Origin of the sequence: Spirosoma aerolatum, from assembly GCF_002056795.1 — a bacterium.
Taxonomy (GTDB): domain Bacteria; phylum Bacteroidota; class Bacteroidia; order Cytophagales; family Spirosomataceae; genus Spirosoma; species Spirosoma aerolatum.
Genome location: NZ_CP020104.1, coordinates 3,545,078 through 3,561,414, shown reverse-complemented (window position 1 = coordinate 3,561,414; position 16,337 = coordinate 3,545,078). Strand labels below are relative to the sequence as shown.

At 45.5% G+C, this 16,337-nt stretch carries 15 protein-coding genes; 14 read left to right on the top strand and 1 reads right to left on the bottom strand.

All coding sequences use genetic code 11. The features are described from left to right. Positions 1-17: 17 nt before the first annotated feature. The 9 genes from trxB (at position 18) to B5M13_RS14295 (ending at position 8,787) form a co-directional block, all read left to right on the top strand. The gene (gene trxB / locus B5M13_RS14335) at positions 18-983 is read left to right on the top strand and encodes a thioredoxin-disulfide reductase (RefSeq protein WP_080056331.1); all 966 of its coding nucleotides are present in this window, start codon (positions 18-20) and stop codon (positions 981-983) included. 122 nt (positions 984-1,105) lie between these two features. Continuing rightward, on the top strand, positions 1,106-2,173 hold the full coding sequence (locus B5M13_RS14330) for a peptidoglycan DD-metalloendopeptidase family protein (protein ID WP_080056330.1): 1,068 nt from the start codon (positions 1,106-1,108) through the stop codon (positions 2,171-2,173). 68 nt (positions 2,174-2,241) lie between these two features. Next, entirely contained in the window at positions 2,242-2,559 is a 318-nt protein-coding gene (rplU, locus tag B5M13_RS14325) for a 50S ribosomal protein L21 (protein ID WP_020595800.1), read from the top strand. 97 nt (positions 2,560-2,656) lie between these two features. Next, a complete protein-coding gene (gene rpmA, locus B5M13_RS14320; RefSeq protein WP_080056329.1) occupies positions 2,657-2,956 on the top strand; it encodes a 50S ribosomal protein L27 in 300 nt (99 codons plus the stop codon). A gap of 163 nt (positions 2,957-3,119) precedes the next feature. After that, the gene (locus B5M13_RS14315) at positions 3,120-3,722 is read left to right on the top strand and encodes a NifU family protein (RefSeq protein ID WP_080056328.1); all 603 of its coding nucleotides are present in this window, start codon (positions 3,120-3,122) and stop codon (positions 3,720-3,722) included. Positions 3,723-3,884: 162 nt separating this feature from the next. Next, complete coding sequence (locus B5M13_RS14310; protein ID WP_080056327.1) at positions 3,885-5,312, top strand: DUF5723 family protein; 1,428 nt, start codon at positions 3,885-3,887, stop codon at positions 5,310-5,312. Between the two features lie 175 nt (positions 5,313-5,487). Beyond that, positions 5,488-7,596 carry an ATP-dependent DNA helicase RecG gene (gene recG, locus B5M13_RS14305; RefSeq protein WP_080059926.1) on the top strand — a complete coding sequence of 703 codons (2,109 nt, stop codon included), beginning with the start codon at positions 5,488-5,490 and terminating at the stop codon, positions 7,594-7,596. Positions 7,597-7,968: 372 nt separating this feature from the next. Beyond that, the gene (locus B5M13_RS14300) at positions 7,969-8,178 is read left to right on the top strand and encodes a hypothetical protein (RefSeq protein ID WP_080056326.1); all 210 of its coding nucleotides are present in this window, start codon (positions 7,969-7,971) and stop codon (positions 8,176-8,178) included. Positions 8,179-8,472: 294 nt separating this feature from the next. Then, complete coding sequence (locus tag B5M13_RS14295) at positions 8,473-8,787, top strand: hypothetical protein (protein WP_080056325.1); 315 nt, start codon at positions 8,473-8,475, stop codon at positions 8,785-8,787. A gap of 270 nt (positions 8,788-9,057) precedes the next feature. On the opposite strand, the gene B5M13_RS14290 is transcribed toward B5M13_RS14295, so the two are convergent. After that, positions 9,058-9,744: a CAP domain-containing protein gene (locus B5M13_RS14290; RefSeq protein WP_170061133.1), complete on the bottom strand. Its 687-nt coding sequence runs from the start codon at positions 9,742-9,744 to the stop codon at positions 9,058-9,060. 249 nt (positions 9,745-9,993) lie between these two features. Between B5M13_RS14290 and B5M13_RS14285 the strand changes: the two genes are divergently transcribed. From B5M13_RS14285 to B5M13_RS14265, 5 genes are all read left to right on the top strand, one after another. Then, a complete protein-coding gene (locus B5M13_RS14285; protein WP_245860003.1) occupies positions 9,994-12,777 on the top strand; it encodes a PQQ-dependent sugar dehydrogenase in 2,784 nt (927 codons plus the stop codon). A 281-nt stretch (positions 12,778-13,058) separates the two neighbouring features. Continuing rightward, positions 13,059-13,541: a response regulator gene (locus B5M13_RS14280; RefSeq protein ID WP_080056323.1), complete on the top strand. Its 483-nt coding sequence runs from the start codon at positions 13,059-13,061 to the stop codon at positions 13,539-13,541. A 106-nt stretch (positions 13,542-13,647) separates the two neighbouring features. Then, complete coding sequence (locus B5M13_RS14275) at positions 13,648-14,073, top strand: response regulator (RefSeq protein ID WP_080056322.1); 426 nt, start codon at positions 13,648-13,650, stop codon at positions 14,071-14,073. Between the two features lie 440 nt (positions 14,074-14,513). Further along, the gene (locus tag B5M13_RS14270; protein ID WP_080056321.1) at positions 14,514-15,182 is read left to right on the top strand and encodes an RNA polymerase sigma-70 factor; all 669 of its coding nucleotides are present in this window, start codon (positions 14,514-14,516) and stop codon (positions 15,180-15,182) included. 40 nt (positions 15,183-15,222) lie between these two features. After that, positions 15,223-16,323: a FecR family protein gene (locus tag B5M13_RS14265; protein WP_080056320.1), complete on the top strand. Its 1,101-nt coding sequence runs from the start codon at positions 15,223-15,225 to the stop codon at positions 16,321-16,323. Positions 16,324-16,337 lie beyond the last annotated feature (14 nt).

Sequence of the window (16,337 nt, the reverse complement as noted above, 5' to 3'; positions counted from 1 at the left end):
AACACATTCCCACTACAATGACACCCGAACACGTTAAGTGCTTAATTATAGGTTCTGGTCCGGCCGGTTATACGGCAGCTATTTACGCATCCCGAGCAAATCTGCAACCCGTTCTGTTTCAGGGCGCTCAACCCGGCGGACAACTCACCATTACTACAGAAGTCGATAATTTTCCAGGATACCCCAATGGCGTGCAAGGTCCCCAAATGATGCAGGATCTGGAAGCGCAGGCTCGTCGGTTTGGCACCGACATCCGCTATGGCATGGTGACCAAAGTCGAATTTATGGAGCAGCCTGGTCCGGGGAACCCGCACCGCATTACCGTTGATGATAAGTATGAAATCACGGCCGATTCAGTTATTATTTCAACCGGTGCCACTGCTAAATGGCTCGGTTTGCCCTCTGAAATGCGGCTCAATGGCCGGGGGGTATCTGCCTGTGCTGTCTGTGATGGCTTCTTCTTCCGGGGGCAGGACGTAGCCATCGTTGGAGCGGGCGACACAGCTGCCGAAGAAGCGAGCTATCTGGCCAATTTATGCCGCAAGGTGTATATGCTGGTCCGACGGGATGAAATGCGGGCGTCCAAGTTCATGCAACAGCGGGTAAAAACGGCGCACAACATCGAAGTACTCTACAATTCAGTAACCGAAGAAATTCTGGGGGATGAAGATGTGGAGGGGGTTCGAATTAAAAATACCGAAACAGGTGAAGAGTCCATTCTGAATGTTACGGGCTTTTTCGTGGCCATCGGTCACAAACCAAATACTGACATTTTCCGGGAGTTTATCGATTTGGACGATAATGGCTACATTTTGACCGAAAAGGGAAGCACCCGAACCAATATACCCGGCGTTTTTGCTTGTGGCGACGCACAGGATAACATCTATCGTCAGGCCGTTACTGCGGCTGGTACAGGCTGTATGGCAGCCCTTGATGCGGAGCGTTATCTGGTCACCCTCGAAATGCAGCCAGAAGAAATTTAATTCATTAACAAAACCAGGTTTTCGGTTTACAGATTACGGTTTACAATTGGCTCACTGCCCAGTATACATGCGTCAGCCAACTGTAAACCGTAATCTGTAAACCGAAAACTCATCGAAACTAGATGAGAAGAACCGCTACACAGTGGCTTTTGGCCATTGGGTGCCTGTGCATAACCCTGACCGCACAGGCCCAGGAGCGTGGGCGATTTAAAAATAACCTGCGTATTACGCCCAAAAATGGGGCAACCCCAAACGCACCCGTCGTCGAACAGCCGCAAAAAGCGGACGACCCGTTTGAGCAAGAAACCACTCAGCTGCGCTTCAACAACCAGTTTGAGCCAAAAAAAGAATTAAACCCCGTTGTTAGCGAAGACACCAGTCAGATTGATCAGGGTGAAACAAGTGTCGTAGAAGTGATTGACTCTGTACTGGTCGGCAACGAATGGGTTAAAATCGCCGATTACTACGCGGTATGGGATTCCCGCACCATTGATCCGTACAATATCGATCCGCTTGAATTCGATGAGACGATTGATATTAAACTATACGATCCCCCTGCCAATCGCTACTGGTCGGCCCCGCTGAACGAGGGTAAAATGACCTCCAATTTCGGGTTTCGCTGGGGGCGCTGGCATACGGGCACCGATCTCGATCTGGAAACCGGCAACCCCGTTTATGCCGCCTTCGATGGCATTGTACGGGTCGTTGGCTGGGATGGTAATGGCTACGGCCGCTATGTGCTGATTCGGCATTACAATGGTCTTGAAACCCTGTACGGTCACCTATCCAAACAGACCGTCGAAACGGGGCAGCTCATCAAAGCAGGTGACCAGATTGGCCTAGGAGGCAGTACAGGGCGAAGTTCTGGCCCGCACCTGCACTTCGAAACGCGCTACGAAGGGAATCCATTTAGCCCGCTCAACATTTATGCTTTTCCTGAAAACACGATCCTGTCCGACCATTTTCTGTTAACCGGATCGGTATGGGATTACCTGCGGGGAGGGCGTTCAAGTTCGTCAGAATCTCGCTCTAAGCCTCGTTTCAAACGAACGGTTCTGCACAAAGTGCGCTCCGGTGACACCCTGAGTTCCATTGCGGATCGGTATGGCATGTCGGTGTCGGCCCTGAAGCGTAAAAACCACATATCGGGGTCACGGCTTCGGGCAGGGCAAAAAATTCGCGTACATTAATCTAGTTGTTGGATTGTGCAAAAAAAATAGTACCTTTGCACCCTCATTTCCAATTTCATACACAACACATGTACGCAATCGTAGAGATCGCAGGGCAGCAATTCAAGATCCAGAAAGGTCGTTCTATCTATACCCACCGGTTAGAGGGCGATGTGGACGCTGCACTTGCCTCCGACAAGGTGAAGGTTCTCCTTGTTGACAACGAAGGGAGCATTTCCGTCGGTGCCCCAACCGTCGCTGGAGCGACAGTATCGGCTAAAATTGTCGAACATCTGAAAGGCGAGAAAGTTATCGTCTTCAAGAAAAAACGTCGGAAAGGATACAAAAAGAAAAATGGACACCGTCAATACCTGACCAAAGTCCTGATCGAAGACATAACTCTGTAAAACAGTAGTGAGGAGTTAGGAGCGAGAAGTGAGAATGGCTGACGCATTCAGTTTTCTCCTCGCTCCTCCCTCCTCGCTCCTAACTCCTTCAAAAAAAATGGCACACAAGAAAGGTGTAGGTAGTTCCAAAAACGGCCGCGATTCGATCAGCAAACGTCTGGGCGTGAAGTTGTTCGGCGGTCAGTCGGCTATCGCCGGCAATATCATCGTGCGTCAGCGTGGCACGAAACACCACCCCGGTAAAAATGTTGGGTTGGGTAAAGATTATACGTTGTTCGCCCTGGTTGATGGCGTAGTTAAATTCCGCCCTGGTCGCGACAGCCGTTCGTATGTCGATATCATTCCAGCGGGCCCATCAGCCGTTGAAGTTGCTCCTGTAGCAGAAGTAACAGCATAAGCTCATTTTACTGCTCTGAATGTATAGACCCGCACGGCAAATGTCCTGCGGGTTTTTTCATGGGCAAAAACTAAAAAAAAGATGTCGGTGTTAGACAGAAAGAACCAGAAACCGTTTCTGTCCAGACATTTTGACTAACCGTGTACGGTAAACCGAAAACCATATGAATTCTACGCTTAGCCGTCCCGTATCTATTTTTACGGAAGGTAGCCCCAATCCGAACTCGATGAAGTTCGTGGTCAGTTTCGACCTTGTGCCCAGTGGGCTTTCATTCGATTATGCAACACCAGGGGATGCTCTGGTTGAAGGAAAAGCATCGCCATTGGCCGTAGCGTTATTTGGGTTCGACTTTGTCCGTCGGGTATTTATCTCAGGCAACTTCGTTACCGTTACCAAAGACGACGAAACCGAGTGGGATGATGTGCTGTTTGAAGTAAAGCTCTTTCTGAAAGACTATTTCAGTGAGCAAAAGCCCGTTTTTGCACAGCGAACAATGGACGCCAACACCACAAAGCTGGATATGGATTCGGAAACTGTTCAAAAAATCAAGGCTGTGCTGGATCAATATATTCGTCCTGCAGTCGAGTCAGATGGAGGAGCCATCAGCTTCCACACGTTCGATGAATCTACGGGTATCGTCAAGGTATTACTTCAAGGTTCATGCAGCGGTTGCCCATCGTCGACGTTGACGCTCAAAGCTGGCATTGAGAACTTATTGACTCGATTAGTACCTGAAGTAAAAACCGTAGAGGCAGAAGGCGTATAGTTGTAGATCTTTGGGGGCCATAGCCTGTGTCAATTGTTTATGCTGGTGACAATCGTTAGCTAACCGTTGACTAAGAAGTCAAAAATATAACCGCCATTAGTTAACCCTAATGGCGGTTTTGCGTTTCTTTTGCAAACGATATTGCATTCACTGATTCACTACATGAAGTATTTACTCTCACTGGGACTGCTCTTACAGATTTCTGGTGCCAGTTTTTCACAAAATCTACTAGGCATTTCAACCAGCCGTTTCGGTGGAACCAACCGGCTCTATATTAATCCTGCTCTGGCTGCCGACTCTCCTTCCCGGTTTTACCTGAATGTTTTCACGGGCAATGGTCATGTGGATAACAATTATGTTCGCTACCAAGCTCCTTTCTCTTTATTGCGGCTTATCACAGGCAACGTCCCAGCGCAGTACAAATCCGCCGATGGCTCCATACGTTTTGAAACAGATTACACACGTGAAACGCTGGATGGAAAACCCAAAAATGGCACGATCTGGGGCGAAGTACGTGGTCCTTCGTTTCTGATGCAGGTAGGTGAGCGTGGGGCCGCGCTGGCCTTTACAACGCGTTTTCGAGCCGTTGGACAAGTAATCAGCGCATCCGAAGGATTGTTATCTGCGTTTCGGGCCAGCCTGAATACAGGTGGATTGTATAGTATTCCTACAACCGACAACAAGTTTGGAGCAAGTACCAATACCTATGCCGAACTGGGGGTAACCTATGCGGTGCCTATTGTGGAAGGCGACGGACGTAAGATTTTATTCGGAACAACAGCTAAGCTCCTGCTGGGTTATCATGCTCAACGGCTTATCAATCGGGGCATGAGCTATAGAATTGTACAGGACCCAGCCATACCAAACACCAACTTACTGGAAGTAAGTAAATTGGATGCCACTCTTGCCTACACTACGTTTCTACAGAATCGTAGCCTGACACCGGCCATTCTGTTTAGTCCCTCTTCGCCAGGACGAGGCTTTGGGCTTGATTTAGGCTTCACGTATGTCGATCAGTATGACGCCGACAGCCCGGCTTTACGGCTTGGTATCGCTCTAACGGATATTGGGGGGCTAACCTACAAAGGCCAGGAGTATAGCTATTCCGATCTGGGATCAAATCCTGTACGATTCAGTACTAAAGATTTCAATGACCTCAGCGGCACAGGCTCGATTGTTGAAGTCATTCAAAACAAGCTGACTACCGGCCGAGCTCCCGACAGCAATACCTTCAGGGTTGGACTGCCTACTTCTCTGAACCTACAAATGGACTATCAGCTACCCAGTGGATTTGGTCTTAATCTGACTTATTTGCAGGACGTTCGATCAACCTCCGCAACCGCGACTCATCAGCCTACCTTAATCGCGGTGACCCCTCGGTACGATTCACGCTGGGTGAGTGCATCGGTTCCGATTGCCTACCTGAATGGCGGCCTTACTGCTGGTGGTTCTGTTCGAATAGGCCCAGGCTGGCTGGGCACCGACAATTTACTGGGTTTATTAGGCAACAGTTCAAACGGTATTCAACCACGAGGTCTGGATATTTACGCAGGTATTGCTTTTGGGCTGGGAAAAGTGGAGGAGAAATAAAAGGTCATTTTTTATCATTTGTTGCTTTATGAATAAGGTTAGTCCTACTGAAAAACAATGAATGACCACAAATGACAATCAATGACTACGAATGACCCTTTATGACAACTTATGACTTTTTTGTATTTTTGATCAATCCAGACCGGTGCAGTACACGCCCACAATGGGGCCAGCTATGACCGAACGTGTTGCTTTTTTTGATACCCCTCTGCTTTATCTGAAAGGATTAGGCCCCCAACGGACTGAATTACTCAACAAAGAGTTAAATCTGTTCACGTATGGCGATCTGATCCAGTATTACCCCTTTCGTTACGATGACCGAAGTCGCTTTTATACAATCAGCGAGTTAATGGATTCGATGCCCTCAGCGCAGATACGAGGCCGTATACGCGAGTGGTATCAGGAAGGAGAAGGACCTAAAAAACGGCTGGTCGCCACGTTTCAGGATGGAACCGGCTCCATGACGCTGGTCTGGTTTCAGGCTATTACCTACCTGGAAAAGACTCTCCGACGCGATGGGGAATATATAGTCTACGGTAAACCACAATCGTTCAACGGACAATTTAGCATCATCCACCCCGAGCTAGATAACACAGCCACTGCTGCAGAGCACGAGGCAGGTTTTTTCCCAGTTTACAATCTTACAGAGAAGCTCCGTAAACGTCATCTCGATAGCAAAGCCATTGGGAAAGTGATGCGAATACTGCTGGAGCAGTCGTGGCCATATATTCGCGAAACCCTGCCCGATTCACTAATTCAGCAATTTCGGCTAATTAGTAAGCAGGATGCTATGTGGAATATTCATTTGCCACAAAATCAGGCCTGGCTCAAACAAGCTCAACGGCGGTTAAAATTTGAAGAATTATTCTACAACCAGCTTCGGCTGATCAAAAACAAACTGATTCAGAAAGAGGAGTTTCCGGGGCAAATTTTCCGGGATACTTCGCTCATGAAACACTTTTACAAAGAACTCCTCCCCTTTGAGTTGACGACTGCCCAGCAACGGGTAATCAAAGAAATCTATGCTGATTTTCTGACGGGTAAACAGATGAATCGACTGTTGCAGGGCGATGTGGGCAGTGGAAAAACGATTGTTGCCTTCATTGCCTGCCTGCTAGCCATCGGCAACGGAGCACAAGCCTGTATCATGGCCCCAACTGAAATTCTGGCCGATCAGCATTACAATGGACTGAAACCGTTTGCCGAGTCGATGGGCCTCAACATCGGTATCCTGACGGGTTCGACCAACAAGAAACGTCGGATAGTACTTCATGACGAATTGCAGTCGGGCAAAATGCATATCCTGGTCGGAACGCATGCCCTGCTCGAAGATGCAGTCCAGTACAAAAATCTTGGCCTATGTATTATTGATGAACAGCATCGGTTCGGTGTAGCACAGCGCGCTAAACTCTGGCGGAAAAATGAAGTAGTGCCTCCTCACATCCTGGTCATGACAGCTACGCCCATTCCGCGAACCCTAGCCATGACACTTTATGGGAATCTGGATGTGTCGGTGATCGATGAGCTACCTAAAGGACGTAAGCCTATCAAAACAGTACACAAGTTCGATAAACATCGGTCGGAAGTGTTTGGCTTTATTCGCCAGCAGATTGAACTCGGCCGCCAGGTGTACGTCGTATATCCGTTGATTGAGGAATCGGAAAAGCTCGACTATAAAGACCTCATGGATGGCTTTGAAAGTATGCAGCGAGCTTTTCCCCGACCGAAGTATGAGATTGGAATTCTGCATGGCAAAATGTTGCCCTATGAGAAAGATGACGAGATGAAGCGCTTTCTGAAAAATGAAACCCAGATTCTGGTTGCTACCACCGTTATCGAAGTAGGTGTAAACGTCCCGAATGCCAGTGTCATGGTCATTGAGAGTGCCGAGCGATTTGGTCTTTCGCAACTGCATCAGCTACGCGGCCGTGTCGGGCGGGGAGCCGAACAATCGTACTGCATTCTGATGACTGGCTATAAACTCAGCAGTGATACGCGTACCCGACTCGAAACGATGGTTCGTACGAACAATGGATTTGAGATTGCCGATGTCGATCTGCAACTGCGCGGCCCCGGCGACCTTACGGGCACGCAACAAAGTGGTGTAATGGATCTGATGATTGCTGATCTAGCCAAAGACGGTCCTATTCTGACAGCGGCCAGAGATTCAGCCCAAGCGATCCTCGCCGAGGATCCAGAACTCCTCCTACCCCAACACGCCCCAATCCGCAATCACCTGGATGGCATAAAGCAAACTGAAAGTAATTGGGGCCGTATCTCCTGAAACGGCTTTATTCAAACGATTTATGACGCTCATGTATCCTTCTCTATAGCCCCCACCGGCGGTTAGCGGTCGTTGATTTCCTACTCATCCTTCATACACCGTTTCCATTTTCTGCTATTTCAGCGATTGATGCGGAAGTTGCTGATTACTGTTCTGCCAATGCGTTGGTTCAGTAGTTGGAGATGTTTACCTACCCGTTTGTTGTAACGGCTTTTAACCCTATCTTACCACAGGTACCGTACAATCAATTATTCGGCGTAACACATTGGTTATTAGTTAACAATGCAATTAAATTCATTGTGTATGTGTGTTATTTTTCTATTTACCTTTCAGCACATACAACGCTTAATCTAACCCATATCATCAATACCAATGGAACCCAATCAGGACTTGTTTTTTCAATCGAATACGCATCTTTTTTTACGCATTGACGGTATCTATTACCAACGCAATAATGGTAAAGGGTGGACAATTATAACGGAGGAACAAGTTCCAGCCGATGCACTTTGGTCGCCACTTAGTAAAAAAGTACAAGCCGTATTTCTTCCAGTTCTAAAAGACGAGGGTTTGTTAAAAGGCTAAACATAACTGCTATTGTCGCTGCTCTACAGACATTTACCTGCTAATTCGACTAACGACATGACTTTCTTTTTCCTTTTGACATAGAAAATTATTTACCAGAAGTTCATAGAAATCGGCAGATTCCTTAGCTTAATTCTAAATCATGCTTAATTTTGACATAATGCAGCCTCTGTTGCATTATTATATTCCTATTTTCGACCATCCATACTATATTCATAAGTAGCCGAGTATATATTTTTTGACACTAAATACTGAAGTATTTTTTATCGAAATTTCTACCGTAACCAACCACGTATGGCTGTTTATCCTGGTTTAGAGCTATTAAAACAGTATATAAAAACCTTAGTAGCTAACAATAACATGTTTCCTGACGTTTTCCCTCGTCCATACGGGCACGAATTTAGCAGGGCCGAACTTCAGGCAATTTATTATAGTCTCTTTCTAATCATGAACAGAGCAAATTCAGAAACTAATCGATTGATGATTGCCAGATTCCAAACATTAGATGAGCCCTATATTCATCTGCACTGGTTTTTGTTTGATTTCTGGCAGGAGCTGGTACCATTAATCACTCAGCATACTAAAAGGCATCAAATCGTACTGAACTAAACAAAAAAACCGGCCACATTGTAGCCGGACTTTATGAATTACCCACTTTTATGACAACACTGCATTCGCAGTCCTCACTCTATCATTGGGAGTGGATACCCATACGTCAACCACCAAAGTAGGCATTTTCGATGAATAAATCCGAAAAGTGTACGCAAATTTTAGCTTGAAGTAGTAACTTATAGTACATTTTCAAGACTACAGCCCATGTGGGTACTGTACTGAGTTCAGCTATTTGAAAACATCTGCTTTATAGCGTCAAAAAGCCATTCATCGAAGAGCCTGTGCATGGCCTCGCTCAGCCCCGAAATTCTGCACTAATCGGCCAAAAGGCGCTCTACGTTGCTCATAGGGCTGTCCTGATAAGAGTGCTGCACAACCAACATGCGTAAACGCTGGATTTAGAAGGTTGGCCCGGTGATGGGGCGATTCCAACCATTGTTGTACAGCATATCGGGCATAGCTGGCATAACTGTAAGGCTGATATACTTTTTTCGTATCGCTGGCAACATATTCGTATCGTCGAGTCTGTCTATTAAAACGAACACCATACCATTCGGGGGTATCAATCGTCTGATACAGGCCAATATTTTCAGCCATCCAACCAAATCGATTTGTTTGTTTTTGGATGCGCTTAAGCAACGTCATGGTTTCCAGATTGTAAAGATCTTCATGACTGGTATAGTCATTACGCATCATAGATTCGGCATGATTGCGGGCAGCCTGATAGAGCGACCGATCGTACCGAAAAACGGGCAAACCTGCCAACCGACGCGCTTCATTGGTTGCCTGGAACAGGGCCAGATTCAGCAAAGCAGTATCCGGGTGTTCTAAAGCAATTATCTTTTGCGCAATTGGCTTAGCAAAAAAGACTTCATCACTCAGTTGATAGCCTTCAGGCGGGCTATTGAATTGGGCAAGGGTTAGCCCGATTTGGTAAACAATCCACCAGTTCACAATCAGGGAAATAATAGTGTGTAGTATACTGATCCTAAGTTAGTAAAGAAAATGATCATTTTTAAATTTTGGTTATACCGCACTTCCACAGGTAAAAAAGTGCGGTTACCAAACGAAGACTGAGAAAATCGGCAGGGGCTGGGGTGTCAAAACTTTGAAATACTTCGGGAAAAAGCATTCATTGTGTAAATTTTACACATAAAAAAGAGTAGTATTGCATGCGTAGACCATTTAGTAATCGCCAACCTAATGCAACTCTTCCATTTCCCCCGTCCATCGTACCGACCTGCTTTGCTGCTCTCCGGGTTAGCTATGGGCTTATGGTCTTACTCCGCAAGGCCCATTCAGGACTCCGGCGACCAGCCCCGACCTGAAGAAAATCGCTTTACGAAGGTTGTGCTTGCCGAAAAGCTTAATGAACCGCTCGAAATGACGATCTTACCCGATGAACGGGTGCTGCTTGTCGAACGACATGGTGCCGTACGCCTATATTCACCGGTAACCAAACAGCTAAAAACCATTACAACCATCCCGGTCAGTACTAAATATAAAGACAAAGAAGGCAACGAAACAGAGGCAGAAGATGGCCTGCTTGGGATTAACATTGACCCGAATTTTGCCCAAAATCACTGGGTTTATCTGTACTATTCGGATCCAGGCGCTCCCCGAAATATCCTGACTCGCTATGAACTGAGGGGTGATGAACTGGTACTCTCCACAAAAAAAGTGATGCTGGAGGTGGCTACCCAGCGTGAACAGTGCTGTCATACCGGCGGCTCAATTGACTGGGATCGAGCTGGTAATCTCTACCTCTCAACCGGCGATAATACCAGCCCACGCGCTACCTTGTATGCACCCATTGATGAGCGGGAAGGCCGAGCCCCCTGGGATGCACAGAAATCGTCGGGCAATACAAATGACCTACGGGGTAAAATTCTCCGTATCCATCCTGAAGCAGACGGCTCCTATACCATTCCAGAAGGCAACCTGTTTCCTAAAGGAACGCCCAAAACCCGTCCTGAAATTTATACCATGGGGCATCGTAACCCCTATCGTATTTCGGTAGATAAGCACACGGGGTATCTCTACTGGGGCGATGTAGGCCCTGATGCCGGGGCCGATTCAGCCGGTGTTGGACCAACCGCCGAAGACGAATACAACCAGGCTCGCAAACCGGGAAATTTTGGCTGGCCTTACTTCGTTGGTGATAACAAAGCCTACAATGATGTCGATTTTGCCACCGGCAAAAAAGGTGAGAAATTCAATCCGGGCCACCCCATCAACAACTCCCCCAACAATACGGGCTTGCATGAATTGCCACCGGCTCAGCCTGCCATGATTTTTTATCCAGCCGCTGAAAGTAAGAAATTTCCTGTAATGGGCACAGGTGGTCGAAGTGCTATGGCTGGTCCAGCGTATTACACCGAGGACTTTAAAAACGCGAAACGCCCTTTTCCCGATTATTACAACGGGAAAGTGTTCCTCTTCGAATGGATGCGTGACCTGATCCTGTCGGCCAGTTTCAACGACAAAGGTGACATGATTCATGTCGAACGCTTTTTACCAACTATGCCCTTCAGCCATCCTATCGACATGGGCTTTGGCCCAAATGGCGATTTGTATGTTTTGGAGTATGGAACGGGCTGGTTTGTGCAAAACGACGATTCGCGGCTGGTACGGATTGAGTATAATGCTGGCAACCGCAAACCAATGGTTCAGGCATCGGCCAGCCAGACAGCCGGAGCGGTGCCTATGAACGTGGCCTTTTCATCAGAAGGCACTAAAGATTTTGATAATGATGCCCTAACCTATCAATGGAAAATCTACGCGAAAGCAGGTGGTCAGCCTACGGTGCTGAATGGCCCAAATCCCTCGTTTACCTTCCAGAAACCAGGTCAATACAAAGCTGTTCTGACAGTTAAGGACGATAAAGGACTGAGTGACTCACGGGAAGTAGCGCTTGTAGCTGGCAATCAGCCACCGGTTGTAACGCTTGATCTGATACGAGGCAACAAGAGTTTTTATTTTCCCGGTGAGCCAATTGCCTATCAGGTGAATGTTAGCGACAAAGAAGACGGAAGCCTGTCGGCGGGTAAAATTCAGCCCAGACAGGTATTGGTCCGGGCTACTTATCAAGATGAAACCGCTTCGTCAGGTAATTCTAGTGAAGCCGCCGGACACAAATTCTCAGAAGCTACTTACCTGGGAACAGGCAAAACGCTGATGGAAAAAAGTGATTGTAAGTCCTGCCATTTTGTTGATAAAAAATCCGTTGGTCCGGCATTTGTCGAAGTGGCTAAGCGCTACAAAGGTGATGCAACTGCGGTGGCCAGCCTGTCGAACAAAATCATAAAAGGTGGTGGCGGTGTTTGGGGAGACGCCATTATGACGGCTCATCCGCAACTCAGCTCTTCGGCTGCAGGCGAGATCGTGAAATATATTCTAACTCTTTCTGAAAAGCCCACCGTTGCACCATCACTTCCAACCAAAGGAACCCTTACTCCCGATAAGACTCAGAAAGGAAATCTGGTATTACAGGCCTCTTACAAAGATAAAGGAGCCAATGGCCTGCCCGCTCAATCGGCTGAGCAGATACGCATTCTAAGAAATCCATTACTGTCAATGGGGCTTAGCGATAGGCAATCGAAAGGAACCATGCTTTACAAAATGGGGCAAATGCCCTTGGTTATTGTCATGGCATCGGATACGTACGTGCAGTTTAAGCAGCTCGACCTGACGGGTATCAAGTCTATGGAATTTTCGGTGGCGGCTCCCAAGCAGGGGTTGAATGCAGTGGGGGGCCGGATTGAGGTACACATGGATTCACCAACCGGACCACTGACAGGTCAAACAGAAGAGATTCTACCTACAACAACTGAGGCCAAAAACATCAACGATGCTTTTAAGCCCAGTATGGCTAAAGCAACACTTTCCCCGGTGAGCGGTATGCATGACGTATACTTTGTTTTTAAGAATGAAAAAGCGGGGAAACTACCATTGTTTGTACCGATTACAGTTCAGCTTTTTAATTAATTCTATTGTCCAGGCAGTGCCGTTGTGGTGCTGTCTGAGTATTTTTAACTGCTGTTTCTCCCCAGACCTCGTTGTAAAACCAGAAAGGCTGGTTTTACAACAATCATGACAATTCATCATGGCGGGTCAATTGATGAGCGCCTGTTTTTACATATGTAAAAACAGGCGCTCATTTTTCTACCGATACCTAAAACATTCCAGTATCAGCCCCTGCCACAAAAAAACTGATAACCAACTTATTATTCATTCAGTTACTTGGTTGTTACCAGTTTTTAGCCGTTATGAAACCTGCTCAGGGCCAACTCCATCTCACTACTAATTTTAATAATGCCAAACTTCTGGTTATTGAAAGCAATAATGACCATTGGGAACTGATTCAACAGGCCCTCAGGTCTTCGTTGCCTGAAATAGCTTTCCAGCATGTTGCCACGGCCGAAGATGCGTTACGGCAAATCAACCAATGGAGTACGCAGGAATGGGATCTTCCGAAATTGATTATGCTCGATTTATGCTTACCTACCCGGTATGATGGGCTTCATTTGCTCCAGCAGATTAAATCTATGGAAGCTACCATTAGTTCGATTCCGGTGGTCATATTCAGTGGATCAGGAGCCAGAACTGATATACAGGCTGCCTATCAGGCAGGGGCATCAGCCTATATGATTAAACCACAAAACCCACAACTATGGTCCAAGGTTTTCGCTCATCTTCGTCAATACTGGTGGGAAACGGTGCATTTACCCAACGTTAATTACAGGCTATAGCCTTAACTATCCGGCTGACGACCACGACAAGAATGTTTCACTTAAATGAATAAACTTTTTAATTTTGTTTATCGTTTCCTCGTTATCCTTTAAACAGGAAGAAATCATGCTTACTCAACAATCATTTGATGTATTAGTTGTCGAGGATGATCAACTAACTTTTGAGCTATTAAAACGGCTCGCAGAACGCCATTTTCCAGAGGCAACTTTTATCTGTACTGCTTCTCCATCAAGTACTTTCGATTACTTAAATACAAATCCTGGTAAGCGTCCCAGGTTGATTCTGTTAGACATTGCCCTGAGCAGCGATGCAGATGGCTTTACTATTTTACCAGAGTTGCGTACACGTTTCGATGGTCAGGTTCCGATCATTATGCTTACGAATTCAGAAAATCAGCAACATGTCTGGCAATCGTATGCTGATGGCGCAACTGCCTTTACAACCAAGCCTTCTAACCTCGACGATTGGAAAACGTATATCGACATGTTAAAATCTTATTGGTATGAGGTCAATACATTGCCTACCTCATAAACGTATTAGTCCGCAACTCTACACAGACGCGCATCGTCCTGACAATCGATAAGGAATTACAAGCTAGAGATTCACCGAAGCTTAAAACAAGCTGTTCAGATACAAATTATCGGCTTTCCCGAGCCCTTTTGCTGCACACAGGAAAAAATCTTTTCCTGATCAAGTCCAAACCTCCGCATCAGCGATACGTGAATTGTATTGATTTTCACTGATTGCAGATGGCCAGAAATGCGCCCTTCAAGCAGATACCTTTCTAAAAAATAAAAAATATTCACTCAGAGTGTGGGGTGAAATAATAAAACTTTGTCTTTGAATTAGAATATTTTAAACCGTATTCTATCTTACCCTGGCACCTAACTCTTCGGGTGAATAACCTTGCCGAATGCACAGTTGCCCGAACCAGTAAACCAGTATTGACCATTGAGCCTACCCACTAACTCATGATACAGGCGAATCAGGAAAGCGATGATTTTGCTATTGGAAAACACTACGTTCGGGTATCGAAGGATTCACCAGATACGAAAGTTGTTTCGGACGAATATTTTATAAAGAATTGCTTTGACCAGTCGCCAAGGGAAGGCTTCGAGCTGCTCTTTCGTAAATACTACACCAATCTCTGTAACCATGCCATCCGCTATGTGTATTCAAAAGAACTAGCTGAAGACATTGTAGCCGAGGTATTTACAAACTTTTGGAAGAATAAAGCCTACGAACAGATTACTATGTCGTATCGGGCTTACTTATACATATCAGTCAGGAATCGGGCGCACAATTGTCTGAAAGTTGAACTAAGCCGAAATGTTGCCTTCGAAAGCAGTACCATCGACTTTCAGGATGTTAACAATACAACTGTTTTACGGCCTGATGAAATCACTCAATTTCATGAATTAAGTCAAAAGCTGGATATAGCCATTCAGGGTTTACCACAGCAGGCAAAAAAAGCCTTTCAATTAAATCGGCTGGAGGGTAAAAAATATGCAGAGGTTGCCACTGAAATGGGAATAACTATAAGTGCCGTAGAGCGGCTTATTAGCAGGGCATTAGCTAAAATCAGAGAAGAACTTAAAGCTCACTATTTATTATCTATTTTCCTGTTCTATTGCAGTTAATATATAACACGGTAATAAAGCGATTTTGATAACAATAGTTATGGATAATACATCATTAACAAAAAAAATCCTGTTCGATTATTTTGATGGAAAAAGCTCATTCATTCAGCGAAAAATGGTTGAAGAATGGCTTGTAAATCCACAAAATAAAGAAGTATACTATCAGTATCTGGATGAATGGGAACAGCTGCATCCACAATATGTTTTTGATGTAGAATCCGGATTTTCAAAAGTTCAACAAACTATTGAAAATCCGTTTAGCGAAATCAGTATTGTAAACTCTTCTACTGCCTCCATTAACTCATTTGATTTCTACAGAATTGGCCAGTGGCTATCCGCAGCAGTGGTTATTTTGGTAGCTGGCTGGTTCAGCTGGAACCAATTGACTAAACCAAAAGCAGTTACGTATGAAAAACTTGTTAAGTTAACAAAAAACGCAACAGGTGAAATCTACGAAAAAGTCAACGTTACTCCGTTACCTATTCTTATAAATTTACCGGACAAGAGTTCTGTTATCCTTCAACCGAACAGTAAAATCTGTTATTCCCCAAAGCGATATAATCAATCAAAACGCGAAGTTATTTTATCAGGTGAAGCCTTTTTTGAGGTCCAGAAAAACCCTGAAAAGCCTTTCTTTGTCTACGCTAATGAATTAGTTACCAAAGTTTTAGGGACGAGTTTTTTCATTAAAAGTCAGCACTCGAATGCCGACATGGAGGTTATCGTTAAAACGGGGAAAGTTGCCGTTTTTTTACAACATGACCCCAACAAGTCTAAAAAACTTACCGATAATTCCCTTACCGGACTAGTACTAAAAGCAAATGAACGAGTACAAGTAAATGGGAGTGACTTTATCATCAATAAACCTATCCCTATAAACCCGGGACAACTCAGGTTACCCATTCAAAAGCTTACCTTTAATTTTGATGAAGCCCCTGCTACAGTCGTCCTTTCTGAACTTGAAAAAGCATACAATATTGATATCATTTTTGATTACAATAAGCTGGCTAATTGCAAATTAACGGCGCATTTATCGGATGAACCGTTAATGGAAAAACTGGAATTGATTTGTACCGCCCTCGAAGCTACTTATAAAGAAGTAGATAATAAAATAATTCTAGAGGCTAAAGGTTGTCAATAATACCTATACTACTA

Coding starts and splice junctions, on each gene's coding strand:
- B5M13_RS14310 (WP_080056327.1), top strand. CDS start 3,885: ATGAAGTATTTACTCTCACTGGGACTGCTCTTACAGATTTCTGGTGCC.
- trxB (WP_080056331.1), top strand. CDS start 18: ATGACACCCGAACACGTTAAGTGCTTAATTATAGGTTCTGGTCCGGCC.
- rpmA (WP_080056329.1), top strand. CDS start 2,657: ATGGCACACAAGAAAGGTGTAGGTAGTTCCAAAAACGGCCGCGATTCG.
- B5M13_RS14295 (WP_080056325.1), top strand. CDS start 8,473: ATGGCTGTTTATCCTGGTTTAGAGCTATTAAAACAGTATATAAAAACC.
- B5M13_RS14315 (WP_080056328.1), top strand. CDS start 3,120: ATGAATTCTACGCTTAGCCGTCCCGTATCTATTTTTACGGAAGGTAGC.
- B5M13_RS14265 (WP_080056320.1), top strand. CDS start 15,223: ATGGATAATACATCATTAACAAAAAAAATCCTGTTCGATTATTTTGAT.
- B5M13_RS14330 (WP_080056330.1), top strand. CDS start 1,106: ATGAGAAGAACCGCTACACAGTGGCTTTTGGCCATTGGGTGCCTGTGC.
- recG (WP_080059926.1), top strand. CDS start 5,488: ATGACCGAACGTGTTGCTTTTTTTGATACCCCTCTGCTTTATCTGAAA.
- B5M13_RS14280 (WP_080056323.1), top strand. CDS start 13,059: ATGAAACCTGCTCAGGGCCAACTCCATCTCACTACTAATTTTAATAAT.
- B5M13_RS14270 (WP_080056321.1), top strand. CDS start 14,514: ATGATACAGGCGAATCAGGAAAGCGATGATTTTGCTATTGGAAAACAC.
- B5M13_RS14285 (WP_245860003.1), top strand. CDS start 9,994: ATGCAACTCTTCCATTTCCCCCGTCCATCGTACCGACCTGCTTTGCTG.
- rplU (WP_020595800.1), top strand. CDS start 2,242: ATGTACGCAATCGTAGAGATCGCAGGGCAGCAATTCAAGATCCAGAAA.
- B5M13_RS14300 (WP_080056326.1), top strand. CDS start 7,969: ATGGAACCCAATCAGGACTTGTTTTTTCAATCGAATACGCATCTTTTT.
- B5M13_RS14275 (WP_080056322.1), top strand. CDS start 13,648: ATGCTTACTCAACAATCATTTGATGTATTAGTTGTCGAGGATGATCAA.